The organism is Fictibacillus fluitans (genome assembly GCF_030418125.1).
GTDB classification, from domain to species: Bacteria; Bacillota; Bacilli; order Bacillales; family Fictibacillaceae; genus Fictibacillus_C; species Fictibacillus_C fluitans.
The window spans coordinates 493,746-514,504 of sequence record NZ_JAUHTR010000001.1 but is presented as its reverse complement, the minus strand read 5'-3'; the positions used below and the strand labels follow the sequence as shown (position 1 = coordinate 514,504).

The following is a 20,759-nucleotide window of genomic DNA, read 5'->3' as shown; positions in this document are numbered from 1 at the left end:
AACTGCAAATGTCAGAGAACCCTCCACCAAACGGCTCCCTTACCATTACGATAAGAGATTTGGGGGGTACGGTCGTTTTCCAAACCGCTCCTTTCTCACCTGGGATTGGAACCCCTATATCGGTTACACCCTGTTAATAAGTTTCAATATTCCACTAAAAACCGTAGACAACCCCTTTTATTTGCAAAAGGGTTTTTCTTGTTTTTAGGGGGGGATTCTGGTGCTCCTTACACTTATCTATTCAGAGAGCTTGGCTCGCTGTGGCCATCTTCTTTGCTATTTAAGTCATTTTGGCAATATTACTCCCATCTTTCCTGAAGCAATACGTGCGTTAGCTGAAGATTGGAGCTGTCTATAAGGCGGCTTTTTTTTATGGAACTAAAGGGGCAGGTTAGTTGAAAAAGCAGGTATCTTTTTTGTTACATAGAATTCATACATAGCATGGAGTTAACAACCAAGGAGTGATTTTTTTGGGGAGTTTTCAAAATAAGGTTGCACATTACTTAAATGGTCATCAAAGAGAACTTATCAACACATTGCTTCCAAAAACATTAGAAGACATGAAAATTACATTTACAAACCGGGACCTGGATATTCATTTTGAAATGTTACATTTGCTATTGGACAGAGTATCCAAAAGCATGTTGATAAGCAAAGAAGAAACCACAGAAAATGAGACGGGGTATGATTCTCTAAACTACTTCTTCGACAAAGGGGTTCTATTAAAACAGACTGTTGCTGTACTTAGCTCGTTTCGGTTGTCATTGCTCAAATTTTTGCGACAGTCGGAAATCATTGACAAAAGCGAAATGGAACAAGGGCTGGAGATTTATGAAGATATTATCTTTGCTTTTGATGAAGCGATTCGAATGACAACACAGAAGTTCAACGACCAAGCGGAAATCGCTCAATTTTTGATGGACCAAGAACTGGATGATGTCACCGCCCCTATAGTTTGTATTAATAATACTCATGCAGTTATGCCACTGGTGGGAAAATTTTCGCCATCACGCATGAATAATCTACTGCACAATACAATACGACAAGCATCTCTACAACATGTTCAAAAATTGATAATAGACTTTTCTGGAGTTTTAAATTTTGATAAAGAACTCGGTATTTTGTTGTTTGACTTATTTCATGGGTTAAAAATGCAAGGCATAGAAGTTGTTATCACCGGAATAGCACCAAATATGGCTAAAACTATAACAGAACTTAGTTTGGATTTTTCCAATCTTAAGCTATACGGGAACTTAAAACAGGCATTATCAAGATGACACTTGAAAATCTGTGTATACACAGTATGTAGCAAGAAATTGAAATATTGTATTTAAACAAATGGGGGCTTTACTTTAATAACAACGACAATAAAATTTTGTCATAGATAAATAAAGATAGATTAAGGCGTGCTAAATTGTTGCCAGTTCGCACTTAATGCTCCAGAGGATTACGGGCATAACTCGGAACATTGAAAAGAAGAAGGTAAGGGTGAATTTTGAATTGAAACTGCCATGTCGCAGGTTGAGTGTTAAATGAAATTCTTATGTTATTAACATTGCTTAATTTGTATTGATTAGAATTATATAGTTCAAAATTGGAGTATAGTGTGGTCAGGAACATGTAGTTTAGGTTCAAGTTCCTCATCAAGTGCTTTGGGAATTGTTATTGCACCTTTTTTATTAATCTTAACGTGGGTAAGATATCCTCTACTTCATTCGTCAAATCCGTACATATGATTATTGACGGACCAAAATCTCGACCAAAATCGGACCAAAATAATTTAAAAAGATAATAAATATTTTGAAAAGCAATAAATTAAAAAAGCTGATATAACAGCTTTTTGGACATATTTTAAAAGGGAAAAATAGATTGAAATATGTTCCGTACGCAGGTTCACCCTTGGGAACGCGAACAATACATGAGCATGTATTAAAACCAAAAACCCCTTGACACCATTGGTGTCAAGGGGTTTTTGCTTGTTGTTTTGGTGGAGGCAACTGACCCTTTGGGAAAGTTGCCTTTTGATGTTCCTTAAAGTGAATTTAAGAAGATTAGTTAAGGCAGATACTCACGTTAGTGACAAAGAGTGAAAGTAAATTGGTGAAATCTTCTATTGTTTCCTAATTTGCTGTCTAGAAAAAGGCTTGAGAAATTGATGTGGAAATTTGATGCGTAATTTAAAACCAGAGCAGGTTTTTTAACGAAAAATGTAGAAATAAGACCATAAAAAATCAACCTTATATAGTCCGAAAATTCGGACTATATAAGGTTGTGTATGATTGGATTTATTACTTGTCGTTTCCTCTAATGATTGAAGGATAATTGATTATCAGCAGCAGAAGAAAGTTCGTAATTATTCAAATGATGAAACGTTGTTAATTGCCCGTAACCGCCTCTAATCATCGTGGGCTAACATTATTACAGTAATAGGAAACTATCTAATGGTTATTATCTGAATATTACGATATATCAACAATGCCTAACGTTGATTTATCGGCCGAAGTGAAACACAATGAGAGGTTCGGTGAAATGAAATGAGCAAAAAGCCACCTGATATGGCATGGGTTGAAGAATTGCAACCGGAGCTAACCGCCTACTGCTACAGAATGTTGGGATGTGTATTTGACGCTGAGGATGCTGTGCAAGATACAATGCTTCGAGCTTGGAAGGGTTGGGACAGTTTTCGCAATGAATCTTCTCCCAAGACCTGGATCTATCGAATCGCTACCAACGTATGTTTGGATAAGGTAAGAGGATCGAAACGCCGAGTAATACCAATAGACTTCTCAGAACCGGTGTCGACCGTACGGGTGCCCACGGAAACATTGCCTTTGACGGATTGGATCTGGCCAGTACCCGACAACATGATTGATCCAGTTGATGTGACAATTCGGAAAGATACCATTCGTCTAGCATTTATAGCTGCTTTACAAACACTGCCGCCACGCCAGCGTGCAGTACTTATTTTACAAGATGTGTACCGATGGTCAGCCAGTCACACCGCGAGAGTATTAGAAACGTCAATTGCCTCAGTCAATAGCGCGCTACAGCGAGCAAGGCGGACACTTAATCGTGCTAACTTGAAATCGGAAGCACTGAATGATGTTGATGCGGAAGTGAATCAGGGGTTGATTGACCGGTATGTCGATGCTTTTGAACGCTCTGATATTGATGCGCTTATAGAGCTTTTTCATGAGGACGGAAGCATATCGATGCCGCCTTTCGTCATGTGGATCAGTGGTCGTGCGAATCTTGCCGCATTTTATGAACTAACTCGGTCTCACTGTGCAGGCTCACGATTGCTGCCAACCAGAGTCAATGGTATAGTTGCCCTTGCTCAGTATGCTCGAGGTCAATCGAATGAACAACTAGCACCGTGGGGTATCCATGTGCCCGAGATTCGTGATAATAGGATAAACCATGTACATACCTTCATCCATCCCGCAATATACTCCCGACTAGGGCTGCCAACTAAGCTAGACATAACTATTTAATTGTGGTAAATCAAATAAAAAAATACATCTATTGGACCGATGATTTTCCAGTCGTCCGTTCGTCTATATAAGTATAAGCATCAATCGATGCAGTATTTGGTCAAAAAATCGACGAGGAGAGAATTTAATGAAAAATTGCATGATGCAGTACGAATGGATTAGGTGACCGAGGGAAGTGTTGTTACGATACTGCGGAATATTCCATTGCGACAGGTTCGCGCATACGAATCCAAAATGAATGAAGATTAGAAAAGGAGATTAGGAATGAACACATTCACAGACCAATATGCCCTTGTTAAGCGTACAAGAGAAGCGTTGTTTACTTACTGTGAGTCGATACCATACGAAGATTATGTGCATGGACTTGACGAGTTTTCAGGGGCCTCTATGCACTATTTACTAACCCATGTAGCTTATTGCTATAGGTATTGGATTGGTGTCCAAGGCTTACAAATAACTGAGTTTAAATCAGCAATTCATAATGAAAACGAGATTCGATTAGTTTTTCTTGAGATTGATAGATTAGTCGAACGGTTCATTAACAAATACCAAAACAGATACAAGGTTCCATTAATCGTAAAAATTCCGTTCCAAGATGAGCGTGAACCGAGAACTCCACTCTACATGTTTACGCACACCATCACACATGAATTTCACCACAAAGGCCAGATTGTAGCAATAGGTCGACACCTCGGACATATACCTCCTGTTACTGATTTGAGGGCATAACGTAAGAGCCATTCAATCAGCGAGGAGTTCAGTCGAAGAACAATTAGTACCGTGGGATATCCATGTGATCGAGATTCGGGATAATAGGATAATCCATGTATATACCTTCATCGATCCCGCACTATATACTCTCCTTGAACTGCCTACGAATCTAGACTTAACTATCTGATTGTAATGGTACATGTCGAAAAAATACAGGATGCCGATGATTTTCTAATCGCCTGTTCGTCTATATAGTGTAAGCATTAATAGATGAGTCAAATAAAAAGGAGTAATCAAAAATGTTACTTAAGAACAAAAACACCGTGATTTATGGTGCAGGAGGCGCAATCGGAGGTTCCGTTGCCCGTGCATTCGCAGAAGAAGGGGCAAAGGTCTTTATTGCGGGTCGGACTCTTACAAGACTTAATGTGGTAGCAAAGGAGATTACTGACCGTGGAGGAGTAGTTGAGACCGCTCAAGTCAATGCTCTGGACGAGCAGGCGGTAGAAAATCACCTCTCTCAAGTGGTAAAAACAGTCGGGAGTGTAGATGTCGCATTTAACCTCATTGGACTTGGCGAAACCCAGGGGGCTCCACTCGTGGAAATGGAACAGGAGCAATTTGTGAGCCCAATTGCTACAGCTATGCAAACTCATTTCATTACTGCCACTGCAGCAGCACGACACATGGCTAAGCAAAAGGCAGGAGTTATCCTGGCTCTAACTGCCCAAGCCGCACGTAAACCTTATCGAGATGTAGGTGGTTTCGGAGTTGCGGGAGCAGCGATCGAGGGTTTTTGTCGTCAACTGGCAATTGAGGTTGGACCGCTGGGTATCCGTGTCGTCTGTCTACGTTCAGCTGGCTCTCCGGACGCACCCGGTGTTGATGAAGTGTTCCGTCGACATGCAGACAATGCTCGAATTACCCGTGAAGATTTTGAGGCCGGAATCGCTGAAAAAACACTGCTAAAACGGTTGCCAAGACTTGCAGAAGTAGCGAATGCTGCAGTCCTTATGGCTTCCGATCGTGCCAGTGCAATTACAGGCGCTGTGGCCAATGTGACCTGCGGAGAAATTGTAGACTGAAGAAAAAGTATTTAGATTCGAGTTAATTCATACAAAGGAGGAATTTAATTGAGAGAACTTAGACTAATCAATACTTATAAAAATGAGCTTCAAAATTACTCTTTAGAACAGCTAAGATATAAATCTGAAGAAGCGGTTTGGTCTCTTGGGCAAATGTATGACCATTTAATCCTTGTATCCCATTCTTATCTAGATAATATGGAAACATGTTCCGCCTTGAATGAGGTACAACATCTTGGGAAAACGGAGTTTGCTGAGAAATTATTTAAGTTTGGGTTTCCACCGGTTAAATTTAAATTACCAGATGAACTAAATACCCCACCAAATAATTCAGATAGCAATGACAAGCTTACCAGCAGAATTGATCAAGTAATTCTAAGGTTGAACCAATGGGAATTTAAAGTGGATGATATAAACCCAAATTATAAAGTCGAGCATATGTCGTTCGGCTGGCTGAATGCAAGAGAATGGTATGATTTAGTTGAATTGCATTTTCATCATCACTTGCGCCAAAAAGAGGAGTTAGAACAAAGGCTTGTTAAGTGATCGGTGTGTAAATTGAGGATATTTTGTTGTCTCTGGAGAGGAAACTGGAAGAGTTTAATCTTCCGCAATCGGGAGCATTTCTCAGCAGTTTACCATCTTACGATGCTGACGCGACGAAACTTGTGATCAAGCGGGTTCTCGACTTTATCGCATAGTTGTTAAACTTTTAAGATCTTTTTTTGTGAATACCCACAATATTTTATTTGAAATATTATAAAACAAGAAATATCAAAAATTCCATTATACCAATGATTTGAAACGATACAAAAACACCTGAAAACCTAATATTAATCAAGTTCGAGATGGAAGTTTCAATCGGTTAAATAACGAAAAGCCTTGGTGTAGGAATATGCCAAGGCTTTTTATATGGAGATTTATATAGGACAAACATTGATTATTACTGTAATTATTATTCCGTACACCAGTTCACCCTTTGGAACGCGAACAATACATGAGCATGTACCAAAATACAAAACTCTTGATACCAATGGTGTCAGGGGTTTTTGTTTGTTGGTTGGTGGTCATTTTGATTAGTCAAAATGCTAATTGATCACATTTTAACCACCAAATATTTTTGGAATGCTAACAAATGTGTTAAGAAATAAGTCATACAAGAGATCAAATTTTTGGTCTCTTTTTTTTACTACTTTATTTTCAATCAGGGCGGTTTGAGTAAGGTATTTGTCACCTACTATCAATTTTGTTCAACGCCTGCCAAAATTCAAATCGCAACTCTGTAAAATCTTTGCGTGAAGTGTAAAAAAACAGCCATTCCAATTGTTGAAAAGGCTGTATTTGCTATTCAATAAAAGGAACCCTTAATAGAACATTAAATGATTATTGTAAATCTACCGATTTTATTTGTTTTTTTTACAATAATGCAGGAATTAAGCCCTTTAATGTAAAATTAAGACAATAATATACGTCAAACATTTCCATACTGTGAAATTATTTACACCTAAACTTGGATAAGATAGGAGGGGATTAACTTATTATGAAGCATTCTTTTTTAACAAAAGGTAAAATCCTTTTATTTCTTACACTCATCTTTATAACCGGATGTGACGCTAACGCCACCCAGCAATCATCGGCCACTTCTTCATCAAAAAAGAAAGAACAAATAAAACAAATAGAACAAATAGAACGAAAAGAAAGAAAAGAAAGCTTATTAGCAAAAGCTAAAGTCTCAGCCCAACAATATGATTATCAAAAAGCTATAACACTATTAAAAAAATCAAGTATTTTAAAAGATGAAGACATTCAGAATGCCATAGGTACATACGAAAAACAAAAGAAAAACCTTGTGACATGGACAGACAAAAGCAAGATCCCTCATTTATTTTTTCACTCATTAATCGTTGACCCATCCAAAGCATTTGACGGGGATGACATGACCCAAGGTTACCAAGACTACATGGTGACCATCAATGAATTTAAAAATATTTTAAATCAATTATACGAGAAAGGATACGTCCTTGTGAGTATCCAGGATATTGCGAAACTCAACAAAAATGGGGAAATGGTTTATCAAACTATTAAATTGCCATCAAATAAAAAACCATTGGTTTTGTCGCAAGATGATGTTAGCTATTATGAATACATGAAAAATGACGGATTTGCCAAAAACTTAACCCTTGATACCAACGGAAATGTTACCAATACCTACATAAATAGAAAAGGGGAAGTCGTTCAAGGTGCTTACGATCTAGTTCCTATCGTAGATCATTTTGTGGACAAACATCCGGATTTTTCTTATAAAGGAGCAAAAGGAATTATTGCGTTAACGGGGTATAACGGAGTTTTGGGATATCGAACGTCAGAGAGTGACTATGGCCCAAATAGTAATAAACCAAATCTAAATATCAAAAAGGATCGGCTGCAAGCGAAAAAAGTTGCCGATGCCATGAAACAAGAAGGATGGAAATTTGCCTCTCATACTTGGGGACACCTAAATGCAGAAAAAGTATCCCTAAATCTCTTTAAAGAAGATACCTCCAAATGGAAACAAGAGGTGGAACCGATTGTCGGACGCACAGACATCATTATTTTCGCTTTTGGCAGTGATATTGGAGATTGGAGGCAATATTCCAATAATAAATATCATTATTTGAAAAGCCAGGGCTTTGATTACTATGCCAATGTTGACGCATCAAAAATTACCTGGTCTCAATTAGGCACACATTACTTCAGACAAGCCCGTATTAATGTGGATGGCTTACGAATGCGTGAAGCATTGGTCGGAGAAAACGAGGTATTAAAACATTTTTTTGATGTCAAACTTGTTTTTGATTCCTCACGACCAAAAGCTAAAACATTGATTCATTAGGTGTCACTGTAGGTTAGGCAAGAATTTCTTCTTATTTGAACCATTCACAAAAAACAATTGTCATAACGATTAAAAAGAATACAAAGAAATTTAAGCCATTCTTGTAAAGTTATAGAATGGCTATTTATTTAATAATCAAAAGGTCTAAATTTCATCACACTTTATATTGGGAAGTAAGTGCTTCAGGACGTATCTACTCTCGTTCAATGGTTAAAAATGCACTTAATAATCATATGTATCAAAGATTATTTTCCTTACAAGTAATGAATTGCGTTAGCTGAAGATCGAAGCTGTCTTTACGGCAGCTTTTTCTTATGGAACTAAGGGGACAGATTAATGAAAGAGTTGCTATTTATCAATTTGTATCGTAGTATAAGATATAATCTTAAAATACGATGCAAGGGTTGGTACTATGGATAAGGAAGTCGAAGTATTAAATCATCTTTGGACGGATATTTACTATCAGTTACGCTATAACCACCAAGAAAAAATTACTCACCAAGGTATTCGAATCTTACAAGTTATTGAAAAAGAGGATGAAGTAGGAATAAAAGAAATTGCTAATGTGATTCAGGTATCCCATAACACAGCTTCAGAGCACATTAAACGTTTACTGGGAAAAAAATATGTATTTAAAACTCGCAGTAGCAAGGATGAGCGAAAGGTTATTCTAAGGCTTTCCGAAATAGGAAGCGATGTACTTCATCGCCATTCAAATTTAGATGAAGAAAAACTAAAAGAAATCCTATTTGAACAAATGAGCGATGAAGAAAGGAAACTTATCTTAGAGGCTTTTACATTACTATGGGAGAGAGCAAAAGATGTTCGCAATAGTTAAGATCCTTATCTCAGCCATAATAATTGGCGTTATTACAGAATTTTCACGGAGGTACCCCGAACAAGGTGGAATCATTGCCGCTTTACCAATTGTTAGCCTTTTAAGTATCCTATGGCTATATACTCAAGGCGAACAGATAGACAAGATAAGTAAGTTTGCAATGGGAGTGGTTTGGGGGCTTCCCGGAACAGTAGTTATGCTGTTAATCATAGGACTATCATTAAGATATTCCATTCACTTATTTGCTTCATTAGGTCTTGGAATCGGTGGTTGGCTAATCTTCTATTTTGCTCAAGATTTAGTAGTGAAGCATCTTTTTAGTTAATTTAAGAAGTGTGTGAACAAAATGGTACTTAAACTAAGTTGCACGTATAACAATGAATAGATACCGATAAAATTTTCATTTCAAAAACTAATTAAAGACAAATCTAGCGAGAAAAAATTGATGTGGTAAGGTGTGCAAAAATAATGGATAATAGCGAACGTATTTATATACGAACAAACCGGTTAATTTTAAGGCAATTTTCAAAACGAGATATTGAGTCTTTTTATTTGTATCGTTCTACTCCTGAAGTGGCTAAATTTCAATCGTGGGAGAATTATCAATATGATGAGGCTGAATTATTCGTTGAAAAACAATCGCGCGGTATGCCAAACCAACCAGGCACTTGGTTTCAGTTTGCGGTAGCATTAAATGAGACGAACCAATTGATTGGAGACTGTGCTCTTCACAGTCTTTTAGATGAGCCTAGAATTGTGGAAATTGGTTTTACTCTCGCTAGGGAACACCAGGGAAAAAGCTATGCTAGCGAAGCAGTAAGAGCTTTAATAAATTATGTATTTAAGACTTTAGGAAAACACAAGGTGATAGCATTTACAGATGTTAGAAACGACAAATCTATTCGTTTACTTGAAAGTGTAGGTTTTAGACGCGAAGGACATTTGCTACAGAACTATATGTCAAAAGGAAAGTGGGTTGATGAATATCAATATTCGCTATTACGTTCGGAATGGTCCCTTTGAATAGGGTAATGATTCAATAAAAGTGATATTTATAAAGAATTGAGGGGAAATGGATGTATAAAGAGGGTATTGTTTTAGTTGCAACTGCATCAATCATGAATGACGATGAAGTTTTGATCATAAGAGAGAATAAACCTGCCGCAGTGAATAAATGGACCTTTCCGGGTGGGCATATTGACTATGGTGAGGACATTCTTAATGCTGCACAGAGGGAAGTAAAAGAAGAAACAGGATTGGACATAAAACTGATTGGTACTACTGGCGTATATAATTTTATTAGTAGTACAAACAATCAAGTCATCCTTTTTCATTTTATTGGTGAGATTACTGCTGGTCGGTTAAAGCTTGAAGAAGAGGGGATTACTGACAGTATGTGGATCAAGGTGGATGACTTTGCAAAATTTCAGAAAGAAGATTTGAGGGAGCCGCAGTTATTAAAGCAAATAATAGATAACTTATTAAAAGAAGAGGTATATCCTATCAGTCTCTATAATGAAAAACTAAGTAAATGATTGTTATTCACCAATGCAGGACTTAAATTGAGATCTTTAAAAAAGGAAGAGGTTTTGTATGAAATCCATATTATTAATTGGACAATCAAATATGGCAGGCAGAGGATTTATTGGGGATGTGTCTCCGATTTATAATGAGCACATAAAAATGCTGCGAAACGGCAGATGGCAAATGGCGGCGGAACCGTTAAATTTTGATCGTCACGTATCTGGTGTTGGGCCGGCAGCCTCTTTTGCTCAGGCTTGGTCAGAGGATCATCCAGGCCATTCCATTGGGGTTATACCCTGTGCCGAGGGAGGAAGCTCTATTGATGATTGGGCAATTGATGGATCATTAACAAGGCATGCGATTTCAGAAGCAAAATTCGCTATGGAAACAAGTGAAATAGTGGGAATTCTGTGGCATCAAGGAGAAAGCGACAGTTATGGAGAACGATATAAGACGTATGAAGATAAATTACTTTCGTTATTTAAACACTTAAGAGAAGAATTGAATGCACCAAATATCCCGATTATTATAGGTGAGCTGGGACATTATCTTGGAGAGGTTGGATTTGGAAAAAGCGCTGTAGAATATAAAGAAATAAACCAGATATTATCTAAAGTTGCACTTACCGAAAAAAATTGCTATTTTGTCACATCAAAAGGCTTAACAGCAAATCCAGATGGCATACATATTGATGGTATTTCTCAAAGGAAATTTGGATTAAGATACTATGAAGCTTTTTCAAAACAAAAGGATGTTTTAGATGTTTTACCCATAGAGCACGAATGGATTGAAAAGGTTGCAAAACGTGAACTAACTAAAAATGAACGTATATTTGTTCAAAGTACGAAGTTTGCCTTAGGACAATTGAGTTTTGAAGAGTTTTCAATTAACATCTCCAATATTAATGAAAGTAAGTAAAGCAAATTGTTAAATAATCGGGCGCATAAGCTGGAAATCGAAGCTGTCTTTAAGGCAGCTTTTTCTTATGGAACTGACGGCTAATTGATATTGTAAAATTAGAACCGTTCATCCTTTTGTAAGGCTACTAGAACATCGGGTTTGGTGGTGGAGAATGCGAATGACTGATATTCAGCAGGAAACCTCAACAGAAACTGCACAAGGCTGCGAATTCAAATAGAAGCAGGCTGATATCACCTGCTTCTTCTTTAAGAGTTACTGGCAACATTTTAACGAAAATATACGGTAAGCCCTGAAATTGCGTCCGACTTGGCACTTCTCCTTACTCTAAGCTCAAACGGAACAATCACCCGACAAGCTGAATTAGTCTGACACGTAAAAAAGCATTGACGGCCTAAGAACTCGAGAGACCTAGACTTTTGTGCTAACGTAATCAGTAAGGGTAATCTACTTTAGGAGACAAGGTCATCTAATCGTCTGGTAAACGAGACCTATGGCTCCAGAATCAAAAGTCTTGTTTTCGATAAGTTTAAGATTGATCTTCTCCTTGAGACCTTGGAATAACGGCAGCCCGCTGCCAATCAGGACGGGAGAAACCGTAATTTTATACTCATCTATTAAATCAAGCTGCATAAGGTAGTGTGCGAACCTGGGACTGCCGAGGATGACCATATCATTGCCTGGCTGCTGTTTGAGGTTCTTGATCTCTTCCTCGACATTTTCTTTTACCAGTCTGGAATTGTTCCATTCGACTTTCTCCAGCGTCGTTGAAAATACGATTTTGGCTGTCTTTTCGATCCACTCGGCATGAGTCCGTTCATGCTGCGAAGCTGATGGGTTCGAAGGCACAGATGGCCAGTAACTGTGCATCATCTGATAAGTCCCACGCCCCCAAATGACAGTGTCGGCAGTACTCAGAATTTCTTTCGCATGTTTCTCCAAATCAGCATCGTAGGAAATCCAGCCAATGTCCATTTCACCGTTCGGCCCTTCTACAAAACCGTCAAGCGATGCGTGCAGAAATAGAACGAGTTTTCTCATTTTCAGTTCTCCTTTTTTCATGAGGGATATCTACATTATACGCCACAGCCCTCTAGAATTTAGAGCTGAAGCCGCTTAGCGGTTTTTTTAATATTTCCACTGTCTATTTGACGGGGTGAAGCTCATCAAGGAGATGCCTTTCTTATGGTAACTTATTTATCGTTCTTAAAATAATGAACTGGACGAATTTCGATGCGCCAGCCAAATTCCTCTCCTATGCTGACTTGCGTGGTCGGGTGAAGAGATGCCAGCTGAATCGCCTCATCCATTTCTTCTGCTTCGATAAGGAAAATACTGCCGATCAGTTCTTTCGTTTCTGTAAAAGGACCATCTGTTACTGTTACCTTACCGTTCACCCGGCGCAAGCTTTTTGTCTCCAATTCCAAGCCCGCATCGATCATCACCTTACCAGTTTCATAAAACTTCTCAAGGTGTGGCTGGCATTCACTCATAATTGTCTCAATCTCTGCATTTGGGCGAGCATCCATTTTTTCAGGGATAAAATAACCCATACATAGAAATATCATAATCATCTCTCCTAAATTACTCGATTTTTTTGTATCTATAAATACGACGATCATCAAATTGAGAAATCGACAAAGCTTAAATATATTTTTTTATTCCATACAATCTTCAGCCTGTTTCAAAAGGAGTTTCTTTTCCTGTACATTATGTGTTAACGATGCAGCACGTTGAAATTCATCAAATGCTTCCTTCTTTCTCCCTAGCTGCAGGAGAAAATTCCCCTTTACGCTTTGGAGGAAATGATAATTCTTTAACGCCGAATCCAAAAGTAGAGAATCAACAATCTCCAACCCTGCCTCTGGTCCATATACCTTCGATATAGCAACCGCACGATTAAGTTCCACGACTGGAGATGGAGCAACTTCTACAAGTGCATCATAAAGTGCTGAAATACGCTCCCAATCGGTTTCTTTTGGTGAGCTCGCATTGGCATGGCACGCTGCAATAGAAGCTTGCAAGCCATACATTCCGAGAGTGACTCCTAAATCTTCCGCTTTTTTTAGTGAAGAAAAACCTCGGTTTATTTGTTCCTGATTCCACAGTGACCGGTTTTGATCCATAAGTAAAACTATCTCACCTTTATTGTTCGTTCTTGCTTTAAAGCGAGATGCTTGTATTTCCATTAGAGCAACAAGACCGTGAACTTCCGGTTCTTTGGGAATTAGTTCTGCTAACAGTCTTCCAATTCTTAATGCTTCTTCACATAGATTTGTTCGTATCAGCTTATCACCTGATGATGCCGAGTATCCTTCGTTGAACATGAGATAGATCACTTCCAGGACGGAAGAAAGACGTTCAGTAAATGCTGCTTTCCGAGGAACTTCGAAAGAGACGTTGGCCGCTGCAAGTGTTCGTTTTGCCCGAACAATCCGCTGGGCAATCGTCGTTTCATTTACAAGAAATGCATTCGCGATTTCTTCTGTTGTCAGTCCACCCAGCAATCTCAGTGTAAGGGCCACACGAGCATTTTTAGACAATACTGGATCACATGTCATGAAAATCAGCCGAAGCAGATTATCCCCGATATCCTCCTCAATAGCATCCATCCAGTCAGGTTCATGCAGTGTGTTCATTTCATAAGTCATATGTTCATATTTTTGATCCAGAAGTTTCTTTCGACGAAGTAAATCAATGGCTTTTCTTTTAGCCACAGTCATCAGCCATGCACCAGGATTATTCGGGATACCAGAAACTGGCCAGACTTCAAGCGCTATGACCAGCGAGTCTTGCGCAAGATCTTCCGCCACACCGATATCCCTGACTATTCGTGCTAAAACAGCAATAATTTTAGCGGACTCCTTTTTCCAAACGGCTTCGATCCTTTGGTGGATGGAAAAATCCTTCATATGTTCTTCCCCCTCTACGAAGACAACGAATGAAGATTGGTTATCTCGACATCCTTTTAAAAAAAATTTTTCAGAACCTGCTCTTTATTTCAATAAAAAGATGCCTTCCTCCTTCAAGGAGGAAAGCACCATTTGTTTTTCATTAATTTTATTGCAATATTTTAATTCAAATATGCTGAGTAATAAAAATGAGAGTAAATGTTATTTGAAACGTTCTTAAAAAGGGGATACAAGTTCACCCTTGGGAACGCGAACAATACATGAGCATGTATTAAAACCCAAAACCCTAGGTATCTTCGGTATCAGGGGTTTTTTCTGTCTTGGGGAGCTGCTGAATTTTCGGTTACGAGATACTCAATCAGCTTTCTGCTGGCCTTTGACATATATTTGTCCTTCATCCAGACAATAGCCGGTTTGGCCTGCAGAAAGGCCTCCTCGATTGTCATTACCTTGAATTTACCATCGTATGCCTGATGGATTTCTGAGCGGGGAATGATGGTCATGCCCATACCGGTTGCCACTAGTGTTAGAATCGTAGAAATATCAGGCCCGTCCAAAACCACATGGGGATGAAGGTCATAATGATGGAAATGGGAAAGGATATTTTCATATATCCCTATACCGGACCTTCTTTTTCCCAAGAGGAGATCCTGCCGGGCGACTTCCTTCAGGCTGATAGAATCTTTGGGAAATCGGTTCTCCCATTGTCTCGGTATCACCGCGACAAACGGATCTTCCTCCAGTGGGACGATTTCATAGTTGCGTCCTTCCACGGGAAGTAGAAGGAGAGCAATGTCGATCATGTTCTGCTGCAGAAGTTCTTCCAGATAATACGTATCTCCATTGAAAATTTTTATGTACACTTTCGGAAATTCATTATGAAATTTAGTTAAGTGTGGGGCAAGATGGGATACACAGATAGTGGACGTGCCAATGGTGATCGTTCCTGTGATGCCTTCTTTGATTTCCGAAAGTTCTCCCTTAATGGAATCAATCGATTGAAGCAGCTGTTTGGAACGTTCATACAGGGTTTGGCCCGCTTCCGTTACCTGCCACTGTTTTCCCTCGCGGATAATTAGTGGAACACCGAGTTCTTCTTCCATTTGCTTCAGCTGCAGGCTTAGCGCCGGCTGGGCAATATGCAGAGTTCTTGCCGCCTTTGTTATTTGTTTTTCTTCAATGATTGTTTGAAAATAGCGAAGCTGACGAATATCCATGAGTTCTCCTTTTTTCTATCACTAATCTCTTTATATAATTTACCCTTTACATAAGTAAAACATATGCATTGCATAATTTATATATATTTTATTTATTAAAAAGCGAAGAGTATACTTATTTTTGTAGAACACGCCATATGTTACGAGCGAGAAAGGTGGGAACAAATGAGGATTATAGTTGGTATTACTGGTGCAACTGGCGTTATTTTTGGCATCCGCATTTTAGAGCTATTGAAGCAGGCGAATGTCGAAACCCACCTGGTGATGTCCCCGTGGGCAACAGCTAATATTCCGTTCGAAACGTCCTATAACGTGAAGGAAGTAGAAGCGATGGCTGATTTCAGCTATTCCTACAAAGACCAGGCAGCAAGGATTTTCAGCGGCTCCTTCCGGGTTGATGGCATGATTGTGGCGCCATGCAGTATGAAGTCACTGGCTTCCATCCGAATGGGACTTGCCGATAACCTGCTGACACGTGCCGCCGATGTCATGCTGAAAGAAAGAAAAAAGCTTCTCTTAATGACCCGGGAGACGCCATTGAATAACATTCATCTTGAAAATATGCTCGAGCTTTCCCGCATGGGCACCATCATTCTTCCGCCCATGCCTGCATTCTACAATCATCCTGAAAATATTGGAGATATGGTAGATCATATTGCTTTTCGGGCGCTGGACCAATTCGATATTCATTTATCTGAAGCCAAACGCTGGGAAGGTATGAAACCTAAGAAACAGGAGGACTAAAAATGGCTTATAAAGATTTTCGTGATTTTCTTGCGACATTAGAAAAAGAAGGGCAGCTTCTTACTATAAATGATGAAGTAAAGCCTGAACCTGACATTGCGGCAGCGACCAAAGCGATGAGCAAGCTTGGCGCAGAGACTCCGGCTATGCTGTTTGATAACATTTATGGATATACCGATGCAAAAGTAGCCATGAACGTAATGGGCTCATGGCCAAACCATGCACTGATGATGAGTTTGCCAAAAAACACACCGTTAAAAGATCAGTTCTTTGAATTTGCCCGTCGGTATGATCAGTTTCCAATGCCTGTTCAGCGGGAGGAAACAGCACCATTTCATGAAGTGGAAATCACAGAAAACATCAACCTTTTCGATATTCTCCCGTTATTCCGTTTGAACCAGGGAGACGGAGGGTTTTATATTGATAAAGCGTGTGTAATTTCACGTGACCTTGATGATCCAGAGCACTTTGGGAAACAAAACGTCGGTATTTACCGCATGCAGGTTAAAGGGAAAGACCGCTTGGGGATCCAGCCGGTTCCTCAGCATGATATTGCTATTCACCTGCGCCAGGCTGAGGAACGTGGTGAAAACCTTCCTGTAGTCATTGCGCTAGGAAACGAACCTGCCATTACAACAGCAGCAGCTACGCCGTTGCTTTACGATCAATCCGAATACGAGATGGCCGGTGCCATCCAGGGAGAGCCTTACCGAATTGTAAAAGCAAAGGATTCAGACCTTGATATTCCATGGGGAGCTGAAGTTGTTCTTGAAGGTGAGCTTTTGGCTGGAGTCCGTGAATTTGAAGGGCCATTTGGAGAGTTCACCGGGCACTATTCAGGCGGAAGAAGCATGCCGGTTATTAAAATCAATCGTGTATATCACCGTCAAAATCCCATTTTTGAACATCTATATATAGGAATGCCTTGGACAGAAACAGACTATATGATTGGCATTAATACAAGCGTACCTCTATACCACCAATTAAAAGAAGCGTTTCCTAATGAAATTGAAGCGGTAAATGCCATGTATACGCATGGGCTCGTCGCCATTATTTCCACGAAGCGCCGCTACGGCGGATTTGCGAAGGCAGTGGGTATGCGCGCTTTAACAACGCCGCATGGCCTGGGCTATTGTAAACTGGTAATTGTAGTTGATGAGGATGTGGATCCATTCAACCTTCCTCAGGTCATGTGGGCCCTTTCAACAAAAATGCATCCGAAGCACGATGCGGTCATTATTCCGGATCTTTCCGTACTTACACTCGATCCAGGTTCTTCACCTTCAGGAATCACCCACAAGATGGTCCTCGATGCCACTACACCTGTGGCGCCTGAAACAAGAGGCCACTATTCACAGCCGCTGGATTCTCCGGTTAATGTTGAGAAGTGGGAACAGCGTTTACGGGAATTATTACGATAAAAGGAGTGTTGGATATGCATACTTGTCCGCGATGCGAATCAAAAAAAGCTGAAGTTGTCTCAAAGTCACCGGTGGAAGGTGCATGGGAGGTTTATATGTGCCCGGTATGTATTTTTACATGGCGTTCCATTGAACCTGAAACCATCACGAATCCTGAAAAATACAATCGTGCGTTTAAGGTGAACCCGGCAGACATTCCAAATGCAGAAAATGTGCCTGCTCTTCCGGCAAAATATATTAAATAATATAATAGATTAACAACCGCAGGCTAAAAAACAGACTAGCTCTGTCTTTAAAAGGATGTGCAAACTTTTGAAAATATCCGATGAATTATTAGAGCTGCTAAATGGAAATAATCTTGAGAACAAGCAGCATGAAGCGATGCTTTTGATGACAGTGACGGAGGACGGCTGGCCGCATAATGCAATGGTCAGTGCAGGGGAGGTTGTCGCCGTGGACAAAGAAAATTTACGGTTGGCATTATGGCCGGGAACCACTACAACCAACAACTGCACCAGAGCGAAAAAGGCAACATTAGTGGCTGTCTATAAGGGCACGGTTCATTATATTCGTCTGGCATTATCTCCATTAGGTGTACTAGAGGATGCCAAACATCCACTGGAGCGTTTTGCGGCAAAGGTGGAGTTTTATAAAGAAGATCAGGCGAAATATGCAGACATTACTTCGGGAATCCAGATAGCCTTGAAGGATCCATCGGCAGTTGTTGCAAGATGGAAAGAAACGATTGAAGAATTGTTGAGATAACAAGAGAATGCTTGAGCAGTCTTAGAGGGGACGGCATTAGCAATCTTAAAGGAAGCCTGCATTTGCAGTCCTTTTTGTCGAATGATGATGAAAATAATTCATTTATTATGTTATATTATGAGTAAAACTAATGTAAAGAGGGATGAGTTTGTCGATTGGCAAGTACGAAATATTTCAAACCGTAGTAGACCTTGGAAGCCTGACCAAAGCAAGTGAATCGTTAAATATTTCCCAATCCGGTGTAAGTCATGCCATTTCGAGTTTGGAAAAAGACTTGGGATTCTCGTTGTTGATCCGAAATAAAGCAGGGATCCGGCTGACCGAAAACGGCGAACGGATGCTTCTGTATATCAGGGAGATTTTAAATTTAAATAAAAAAATGCTTCAGGAGGCCGGTGAAATAAAAGGACTCGAAATCGGAACGGTAAGAGTCGGTACATTCTCTTCTGTTTCTGCTGTATGGCTTCCTGGGATTGTAAAAAAGTTTACCGAACAATATCCTCATATTAAAGTAGACATTAAGGAAGGAAGACAGGAGGAAATTTCACAGTGGATTTCACAGGGAATCGTAGATTTTGGTTTTTTGATGCTTCCTGCTGCAGATTTGGAAATCTTCCATTTGAAAAAAGATCCGCTTTATTGTGTGATACCAGAAGCACACCATCTTAGTGCTGAAACTTCCATTAAACCAAATGCGCTGACAGAAGAGAAGCTGATCCTGCAAAATTCTACTCTTACAACCATCCGCAGCCTGTTAAAATTAAGGAAGGTCTCTCCAGAAATTTCATTCCAATTAGAAGATGAACAGGCTGTTATTGCCATGGTGAAAAGTTCACTTGGAATTGCGATTCTCCCGGAGATTGCTTTACACCATCTTCCGGAAGGGGTAAAGAAAGTACCATTGTCAGATGAGGCTTCCATTTCCTCCATTGGAATTGGTTCCATTTCCTTCAAACGGCTTCCACCGTCTGCTGAAAAATTTATTGCAGCATCAACGTTATGGTTAAACGAACATTTTGCATGATTACCCTCATCTTTAACGGATTACGTTAACTTTGCCGTTCCCCCTTCACTTTCACTGCCATATGGTAGATGGAAGGGAGGTGTGAACATGCCTGTTATTACGAAAAAGGGATTTATTTATACCGTTAAACAAGGCGATACGATTTCAGCCATCGCAGCTAAATATGGAAGCACTGTCCAGGAGATCGAAACAGCCAATCATTTGTTTCCTCCAGTAACAGATACTGGTTTAATCTTCCCTGGAAATGTGCTGGTTGTGCCCACTTCAACAACAAATTCTCCTATTCTTACCTATGTCGTGGCCGCAGGTGATACATTGACTGCGATTGCCGGCAGATTTCAAACTTCATCCGACCTGCTTGCCGGAATTAATAAGATTTCCGATCCTGACCGGATTACAGTTGGACAAAACCTGACAGTTCCTGGCTTTATTTATAAAATTGTAAGTGGAGATACGCTGACAAAGATTGCAAAAAATTTTGGTGTAACGGTATCCGAGATTGAAATAGCAAATGCCGGCCGTCCGGGATTTCAGAAAGATGTGATCTGGCCGGATTATCATTTAATCATTCCGATCCTAACTTCAAGCAATATCTTTGTGACTAATCCTTTACCTGGCAGCACGATTAAGAGCGGACAAAAGGTCGAAGGATACGCCAGGGTATTTGAAGCGGTTGTCAACTATCAGCTGAGAGATGCCAATGGCGTGATCGTTACCCGTGAGCGTTCAGTTATGTCCAATGAAGGAGCACCGGCTTTTGGATTCTTCAGTGCAACCCTTCCTTTTGACAGGGTACCGACTGCAAACACTGGCGTTTTGTGGGTGTACAGTTTAAGTGCAAAGGATGGAAGCATCATTAACCTCGTCAAAGTTAACGTCCGATTTTAGAGGAAAAAAATTTAATATATAAAAAACAAAGCAGGCTCAAGGCCTGCTTTGTTTTAATGAGAGGAAGAGGAAGAGGAAGAGGATGATCGTTTCTTTTTCTTCATTTCTTTTTTCTTTTTCTTGCAATCGCACTTGGTTGGATACCCAGGGTCGATGACTTCATGAACTTCTTTCTTTTCATAAACGTGCTTTGGCACGTTTACGATGTGTTCGCGATTTACTTTAATGATGGGGTGAACAAAAGTGACTTCTCTTTCTTTATAGGTGTCATGAATGATCACTTTAGGATCGCAATAAATCACTTTTTCTTTTTTCTTCTTTTTACCCATTGAAAACCACCTCCTAC

At 39.8% G+C, this 20,759-nt stretch carries 22 protein-coding genes; 17 read left to right on the top strand and 5 right to left on the bottom strand.

The features are described from left to right. The first annotated feature begins 470 nt into the window (after positions 1-470). From QYB97_RS02485 to QYB97_RS02430, 11 genes are all read left to right on the top strand, one after another. The gene (locus tag QYB97_RS02485) at positions 471-1,277 is read left to right on the top strand and encodes an STAS domain-containing protein (RefSeq protein WP_301164366.1); all 807 of its coding nucleotides are present in this window, start codon (positions 471-473) and stop codon (positions 1,275-1,277) included. A 1,257-nt stretch (positions 1,278-2,534) separates the two neighbouring features. Then, entirely contained in the window at positions 2,535-3,494 is a 960-nt protein-coding gene (locus tag QYB97_RS02475; protein WP_301164365.1) for a sigma-70 family RNA polymerase sigma factor, read from the top strand. A 264-nt stretch (positions 3,495-3,758) separates the two neighbouring features. After that, on the top strand, positions 3,759-4,223 hold the full coding sequence (locus tag QYB97_RS02470) for a DinB family protein (protein ID WP_301164364.1): 465 nt from the start codon (positions 3,759-3,761) through the stop codon (positions 4,221-4,223). A gap of 281 nt (positions 4,224-4,504) precedes the next feature. Continuing rightward, entirely contained in the window at positions 4,505-5,290 is a 786-nt protein-coding gene (locus QYB97_RS02465; protein WP_301164363.1) for an SDR family NAD(P)-dependent oxidoreductase, read from the top strand. 48 nt (positions 5,291-5,338) lie between these two features. Continuing rightward, positions 5,339-5,836 (top strand): DinB family protein, encoded by a 498-nt coding sequence (locus tag QYB97_RS02460; protein ID WP_301164362.1) that lies wholly within the window; start codon positions 5,339-5,341, stop codon positions 5,834-5,836. 994 nt (positions 5,837-6,830) lie between these two features. Further along, entirely contained in the window at positions 6,831-8,162 is a 1,332-nt protein-coding gene (locus QYB97_RS02455) for a hypothetical protein (protein ID WP_301164361.1), read from the top strand. Positions 8,163-8,574: 412 nt separating this feature from the next. Then, positions 8,575-9,000 carry a MarR family winged helix-turn-helix transcriptional regulator gene (locus QYB97_RS02450; RefSeq protein WP_301164360.1) on the top strand — a complete coding sequence of 142 codons (426 nt, stop codon included), beginning with the start codon at positions 8,575-8,577 and terminating at the stop codon, positions 8,998-9,000. After that, complete coding sequence (locus tag QYB97_RS02445) at positions 8,984-9,325, top strand: DUF3147 family protein (protein WP_301164359.1); 342 nt, start codon at positions 8,984-8,986, stop codon at positions 9,323-9,325. Before QYB97_RS02450 ends, QYB97_RS02445 begins: the two co-directional genes overlap by 17 nt. 143 nt (positions 9,326-9,468) lie before the next feature. After that, positions 9,469-10,023, top strand: a complete 555-nt coding sequence (locus tag QYB97_RS02440; protein ID WP_301164358.1) for a GNAT family N-acetyltransferase — start codon at positions 9,469-9,471, stop codon at positions 10,021-10,023. 53 nt (positions 10,024-10,076) lie between these two features. Continuing rightward, positions 10,077-10,535: an NUDIX hydrolase gene (locus QYB97_RS02435; RefSeq protein WP_301164357.1), complete on the top strand. Its 459-nt coding sequence runs from the start codon at positions 10,077-10,079 to the stop codon at positions 10,533-10,535. A 58-nt stretch (positions 10,536-10,593) separates the two neighbouring features. Then, positions 10,594-11,442, top strand: coding sequence for a sialate O-acetylesterase (locus tag QYB97_RS02430; protein ID WP_301164356.1), 849 nt, complete (start codon positions 10,594-10,596; stop codon positions 11,440-11,442). A 465-nt stretch (positions 11,443-11,907) separates the two neighbouring features. On the opposite strand, the gene QYB97_RS02425 is transcribed toward QYB97_RS02430, so the two are convergent. From QYB97_RS02425 to QYB97_RS02410, 4 genes are all read right to left on the bottom strand, one after another. Beyond that, complete coding sequence (locus QYB97_RS02425; RefSeq protein WP_301164355.1) at positions 11,908-12,483, bottom strand: dihydrofolate reductase family protein; 576 nt, start codon at positions 12,481-12,483, stop codon at positions 11,908-11,910. A 152-nt stretch (positions 12,484-12,635) separates the two neighbouring features. After that, positions 12,636-13,010 carry a YciI family protein gene (locus QYB97_RS02420; RefSeq protein ID WP_301164354.1) on the bottom strand — a complete coding sequence of 125 codons (375 nt, stop codon included), beginning with the start codon at positions 13,008-13,010 and terminating at the stop codon, positions 12,636-12,638. Between the two features lie 90 nt (positions 13,011-13,100). Next, entirely contained in the window at positions 13,101-14,354 is a 1,254-nt protein-coding gene (locus QYB97_RS02415; RefSeq protein ID WP_301164353.1) for an RNA polymerase sigma factor, read from the bottom strand. Positions 14,355-14,656: 302 nt separating this feature from the next. After that, on the bottom strand, positions 14,657-15,571 hold the full coding sequence (locus QYB97_RS02410) for a LysR family transcriptional regulator (protein WP_301164352.1): 915 nt from the start codon (positions 15,569-15,571) through the stop codon (positions 14,657-14,659). A 165-nt stretch (positions 15,572-15,736) separates the two neighbouring features. Between QYB97_RS02410 and QYB97_RS02405 the strand changes: the two genes are divergently transcribed. The 6 genes from QYB97_RS02405 to QYB97_RS02380 all read left to right on the top strand — a co-directional run bounded on the left by QYB97_RS02405 (position 15,737) and on the right by QYB97_RS02380 (position 20,413). Beyond that, a complete protein-coding gene (locus tag QYB97_RS02405; RefSeq protein WP_301164351.1) occupies positions 15,737-16,315 on the top strand; it encodes a UbiX family flavin prenyltransferase in 579 nt (192 codons plus the stop codon). 2 nt (positions 16,316-16,317) lie between these two features. After that, positions 16,318-17,736, top strand: a complete 1,419-nt coding sequence (locus QYB97_RS02400) for a non-oxidative hydroxyarylic acid decarboxylases subunit C (RefSeq protein WP_301164350.1) — start codon at positions 16,318-16,320, stop codon at positions 17,734-17,736. A gap of 14 nt (positions 17,737-17,750) precedes the next feature. Continuing rightward, on the top strand, positions 17,751-17,981 hold the full coding sequence (locus QYB97_RS02395) for a non-oxidative hydroxyarylic acid decarboxylases subunit D (protein WP_301164349.1): 231 nt from the start codon (positions 17,751-17,753) through the stop codon (positions 17,979-17,981). Positions 17,982-18,036: 55 nt separating this feature from the next. Continuing rightward, on the top strand, positions 18,037-18,501 hold the full coding sequence (locus QYB97_RS02390; RefSeq protein ID WP_301164348.1) for a pyridoxamine 5'-phosphate oxidase family protein: 465 nt from the start codon (positions 18,037-18,039) through the stop codon (positions 18,499-18,501). A 148-nt stretch (positions 18,502-18,649) separates the two neighbouring features. Beyond that, positions 18,650-19,525, top strand: a complete 876-nt coding sequence (locus tag QYB97_RS02385) for a LysR family transcriptional regulator (protein ID WP_301164347.1) — start codon at positions 18,650-18,652, stop codon at positions 19,523-19,525. Positions 19,526-19,612: 87 nt separating this feature from the next. Next, entirely contained in the window at positions 19,613-20,413 is an 801-nt protein-coding gene (locus tag QYB97_RS02380; protein WP_301164346.1) for a LysM peptidoglycan-binding domain-containing protein, read from the top strand. Positions 20,414-20,466: 53 nt separating this feature from the next. Here the strand turns inward: QYB97_RS02380 and QYB97_RS02375 are convergent, their stop codons facing one another. Continuing rightward, positions 20,467-20,742, bottom strand: a complete 276-nt coding sequence (locus tag QYB97_RS02375) for a hypothetical protein (protein WP_301164345.1) — start codon at positions 20,740-20,742, stop codon at positions 20,467-20,469. Positions 20,743-20,759: the final 17 nt, after the last annotated feature.

Excerpts from the sequence above, each read along its gene's own strand:
- QYB97_RS02405 (WP_301164351.1), top strand. The coding sequence starts at position 15,737 with ATGAGGATTATAGTTGGTATTACTGGTGCAACTGGCGTTATTTTTGGC.
- QYB97_RS02455 (WP_301164361.1), top strand. The coding sequence starts at position 6,831 with ATGAAGCATTCTTTTTTAACAAAAGGTAAAATCCTTTTATTTCTTACA.
- QYB97_RS02450 (WP_301164360.1), top strand. The coding sequence starts at position 8,575 with ATGGATAAGGAAGTCGAAGTATTAAATCATCTTTGGACGGATATTTAC.
- QYB97_RS02415 (WP_301164353.1), bottom strand. The coding sequence starts at position 14,354 with ATGAAGGATTTTTCCATCCACCAAAGGATCGAAGCCGTTTGGAAAAAG.
- QYB97_RS02400 (WP_301164350.1), top strand. The coding sequence starts at position 16,318 with ATGGCTTATAAAGATTTTCGTGATTTTCTTGCGACATTAGAAAAAGAA.
- QYB97_RS02440 (WP_301164358.1), top strand. The coding sequence starts at position 9,469 with ATGGATAATAGCGAACGTATTTATATACGAACAAACCGGTTAATTTTA.
- QYB97_RS02445 (WP_301164359.1), top strand. The coding sequence starts at position 8,984 with ATGTTCGCAATAGTTAAGATCCTTATCTCAGCCATAATAATTGGCGTT.
- QYB97_RS02380 (WP_301164346.1), top strand. The coding sequence starts at position 19,613 with ATGCCTGTTATTACGAAAAAGGGATTTATTTATACCGTTAAACAAGGC.
- QYB97_RS02420 (WP_301164354.1), bottom strand. The coding sequence starts at position 13,010 with ATGATATTTCTATGTATGGGTTATTTTATCCCTGAAAAAATGGATGCT.
- QYB97_RS02465 (WP_301164363.1), top strand. The coding sequence starts at position 4,505 with ATGTTACTTAAGAACAAAAACACCGTGATTTATGGTGCAGGAGGCGCA.
- QYB97_RS02475 (WP_301164365.1), top strand. The coding sequence starts at position 2,535 with ATGAGCAAAAAGCCACCTGATATGGCATGGGTTGAAGAATTGCAACCG.
- QYB97_RS02435 (WP_301164357.1), top strand. The coding sequence starts at position 10,077 with ATGTATAAAGAGGGTATTGTTTTAGTTGCAACTGCATCAATCATGAAT.
- QYB97_RS02375 (WP_301164345.1), bottom strand. The coding sequence starts at position 20,742 with ATGGGTAAAAAGAAGAAAAAAGAAAAAGTGATTTATTGCGATCCTAAA.
- QYB97_RS02470 (WP_301164364.1), top strand. The coding sequence starts at position 3,759 with ATGAACACATTCACAGACCAATATGCCCTTGTTAAGCGTACAAGAGAA.
- QYB97_RS02425 (WP_301164355.1), bottom strand. The coding sequence starts at position 12,483 with ATGAGAAAACTCGTTCTATTTCTGCACGCATCGCTTGACGGTTTTGTA.
- QYB97_RS02410 (WP_301164352.1), bottom strand. The coding sequence starts at position 15,571 with ATGGATATTCGTCAGCTTCGCTATTTTCAAACAATCATTGAAGAAAAA.
- QYB97_RS02390 (WP_301164348.1), top strand. The coding sequence starts at position 18,037 with ATGTGCAAACTTTTGAAAATATCCGATGAATTATTAGAGCTGCTAAAT.
- QYB97_RS02395 (WP_301164349.1), top strand. The coding sequence starts at position 17,751 with ATGCATACTTGTCCGCGATGCGAATCAAAAAAAGCTGAAGTTGTCTCA.
- QYB97_RS02430 (WP_301164356.1), top strand. The coding sequence starts at position 10,594 with ATGAAATCCATATTATTAATTGGACAATCAAATATGGCAGGCAGAGGA.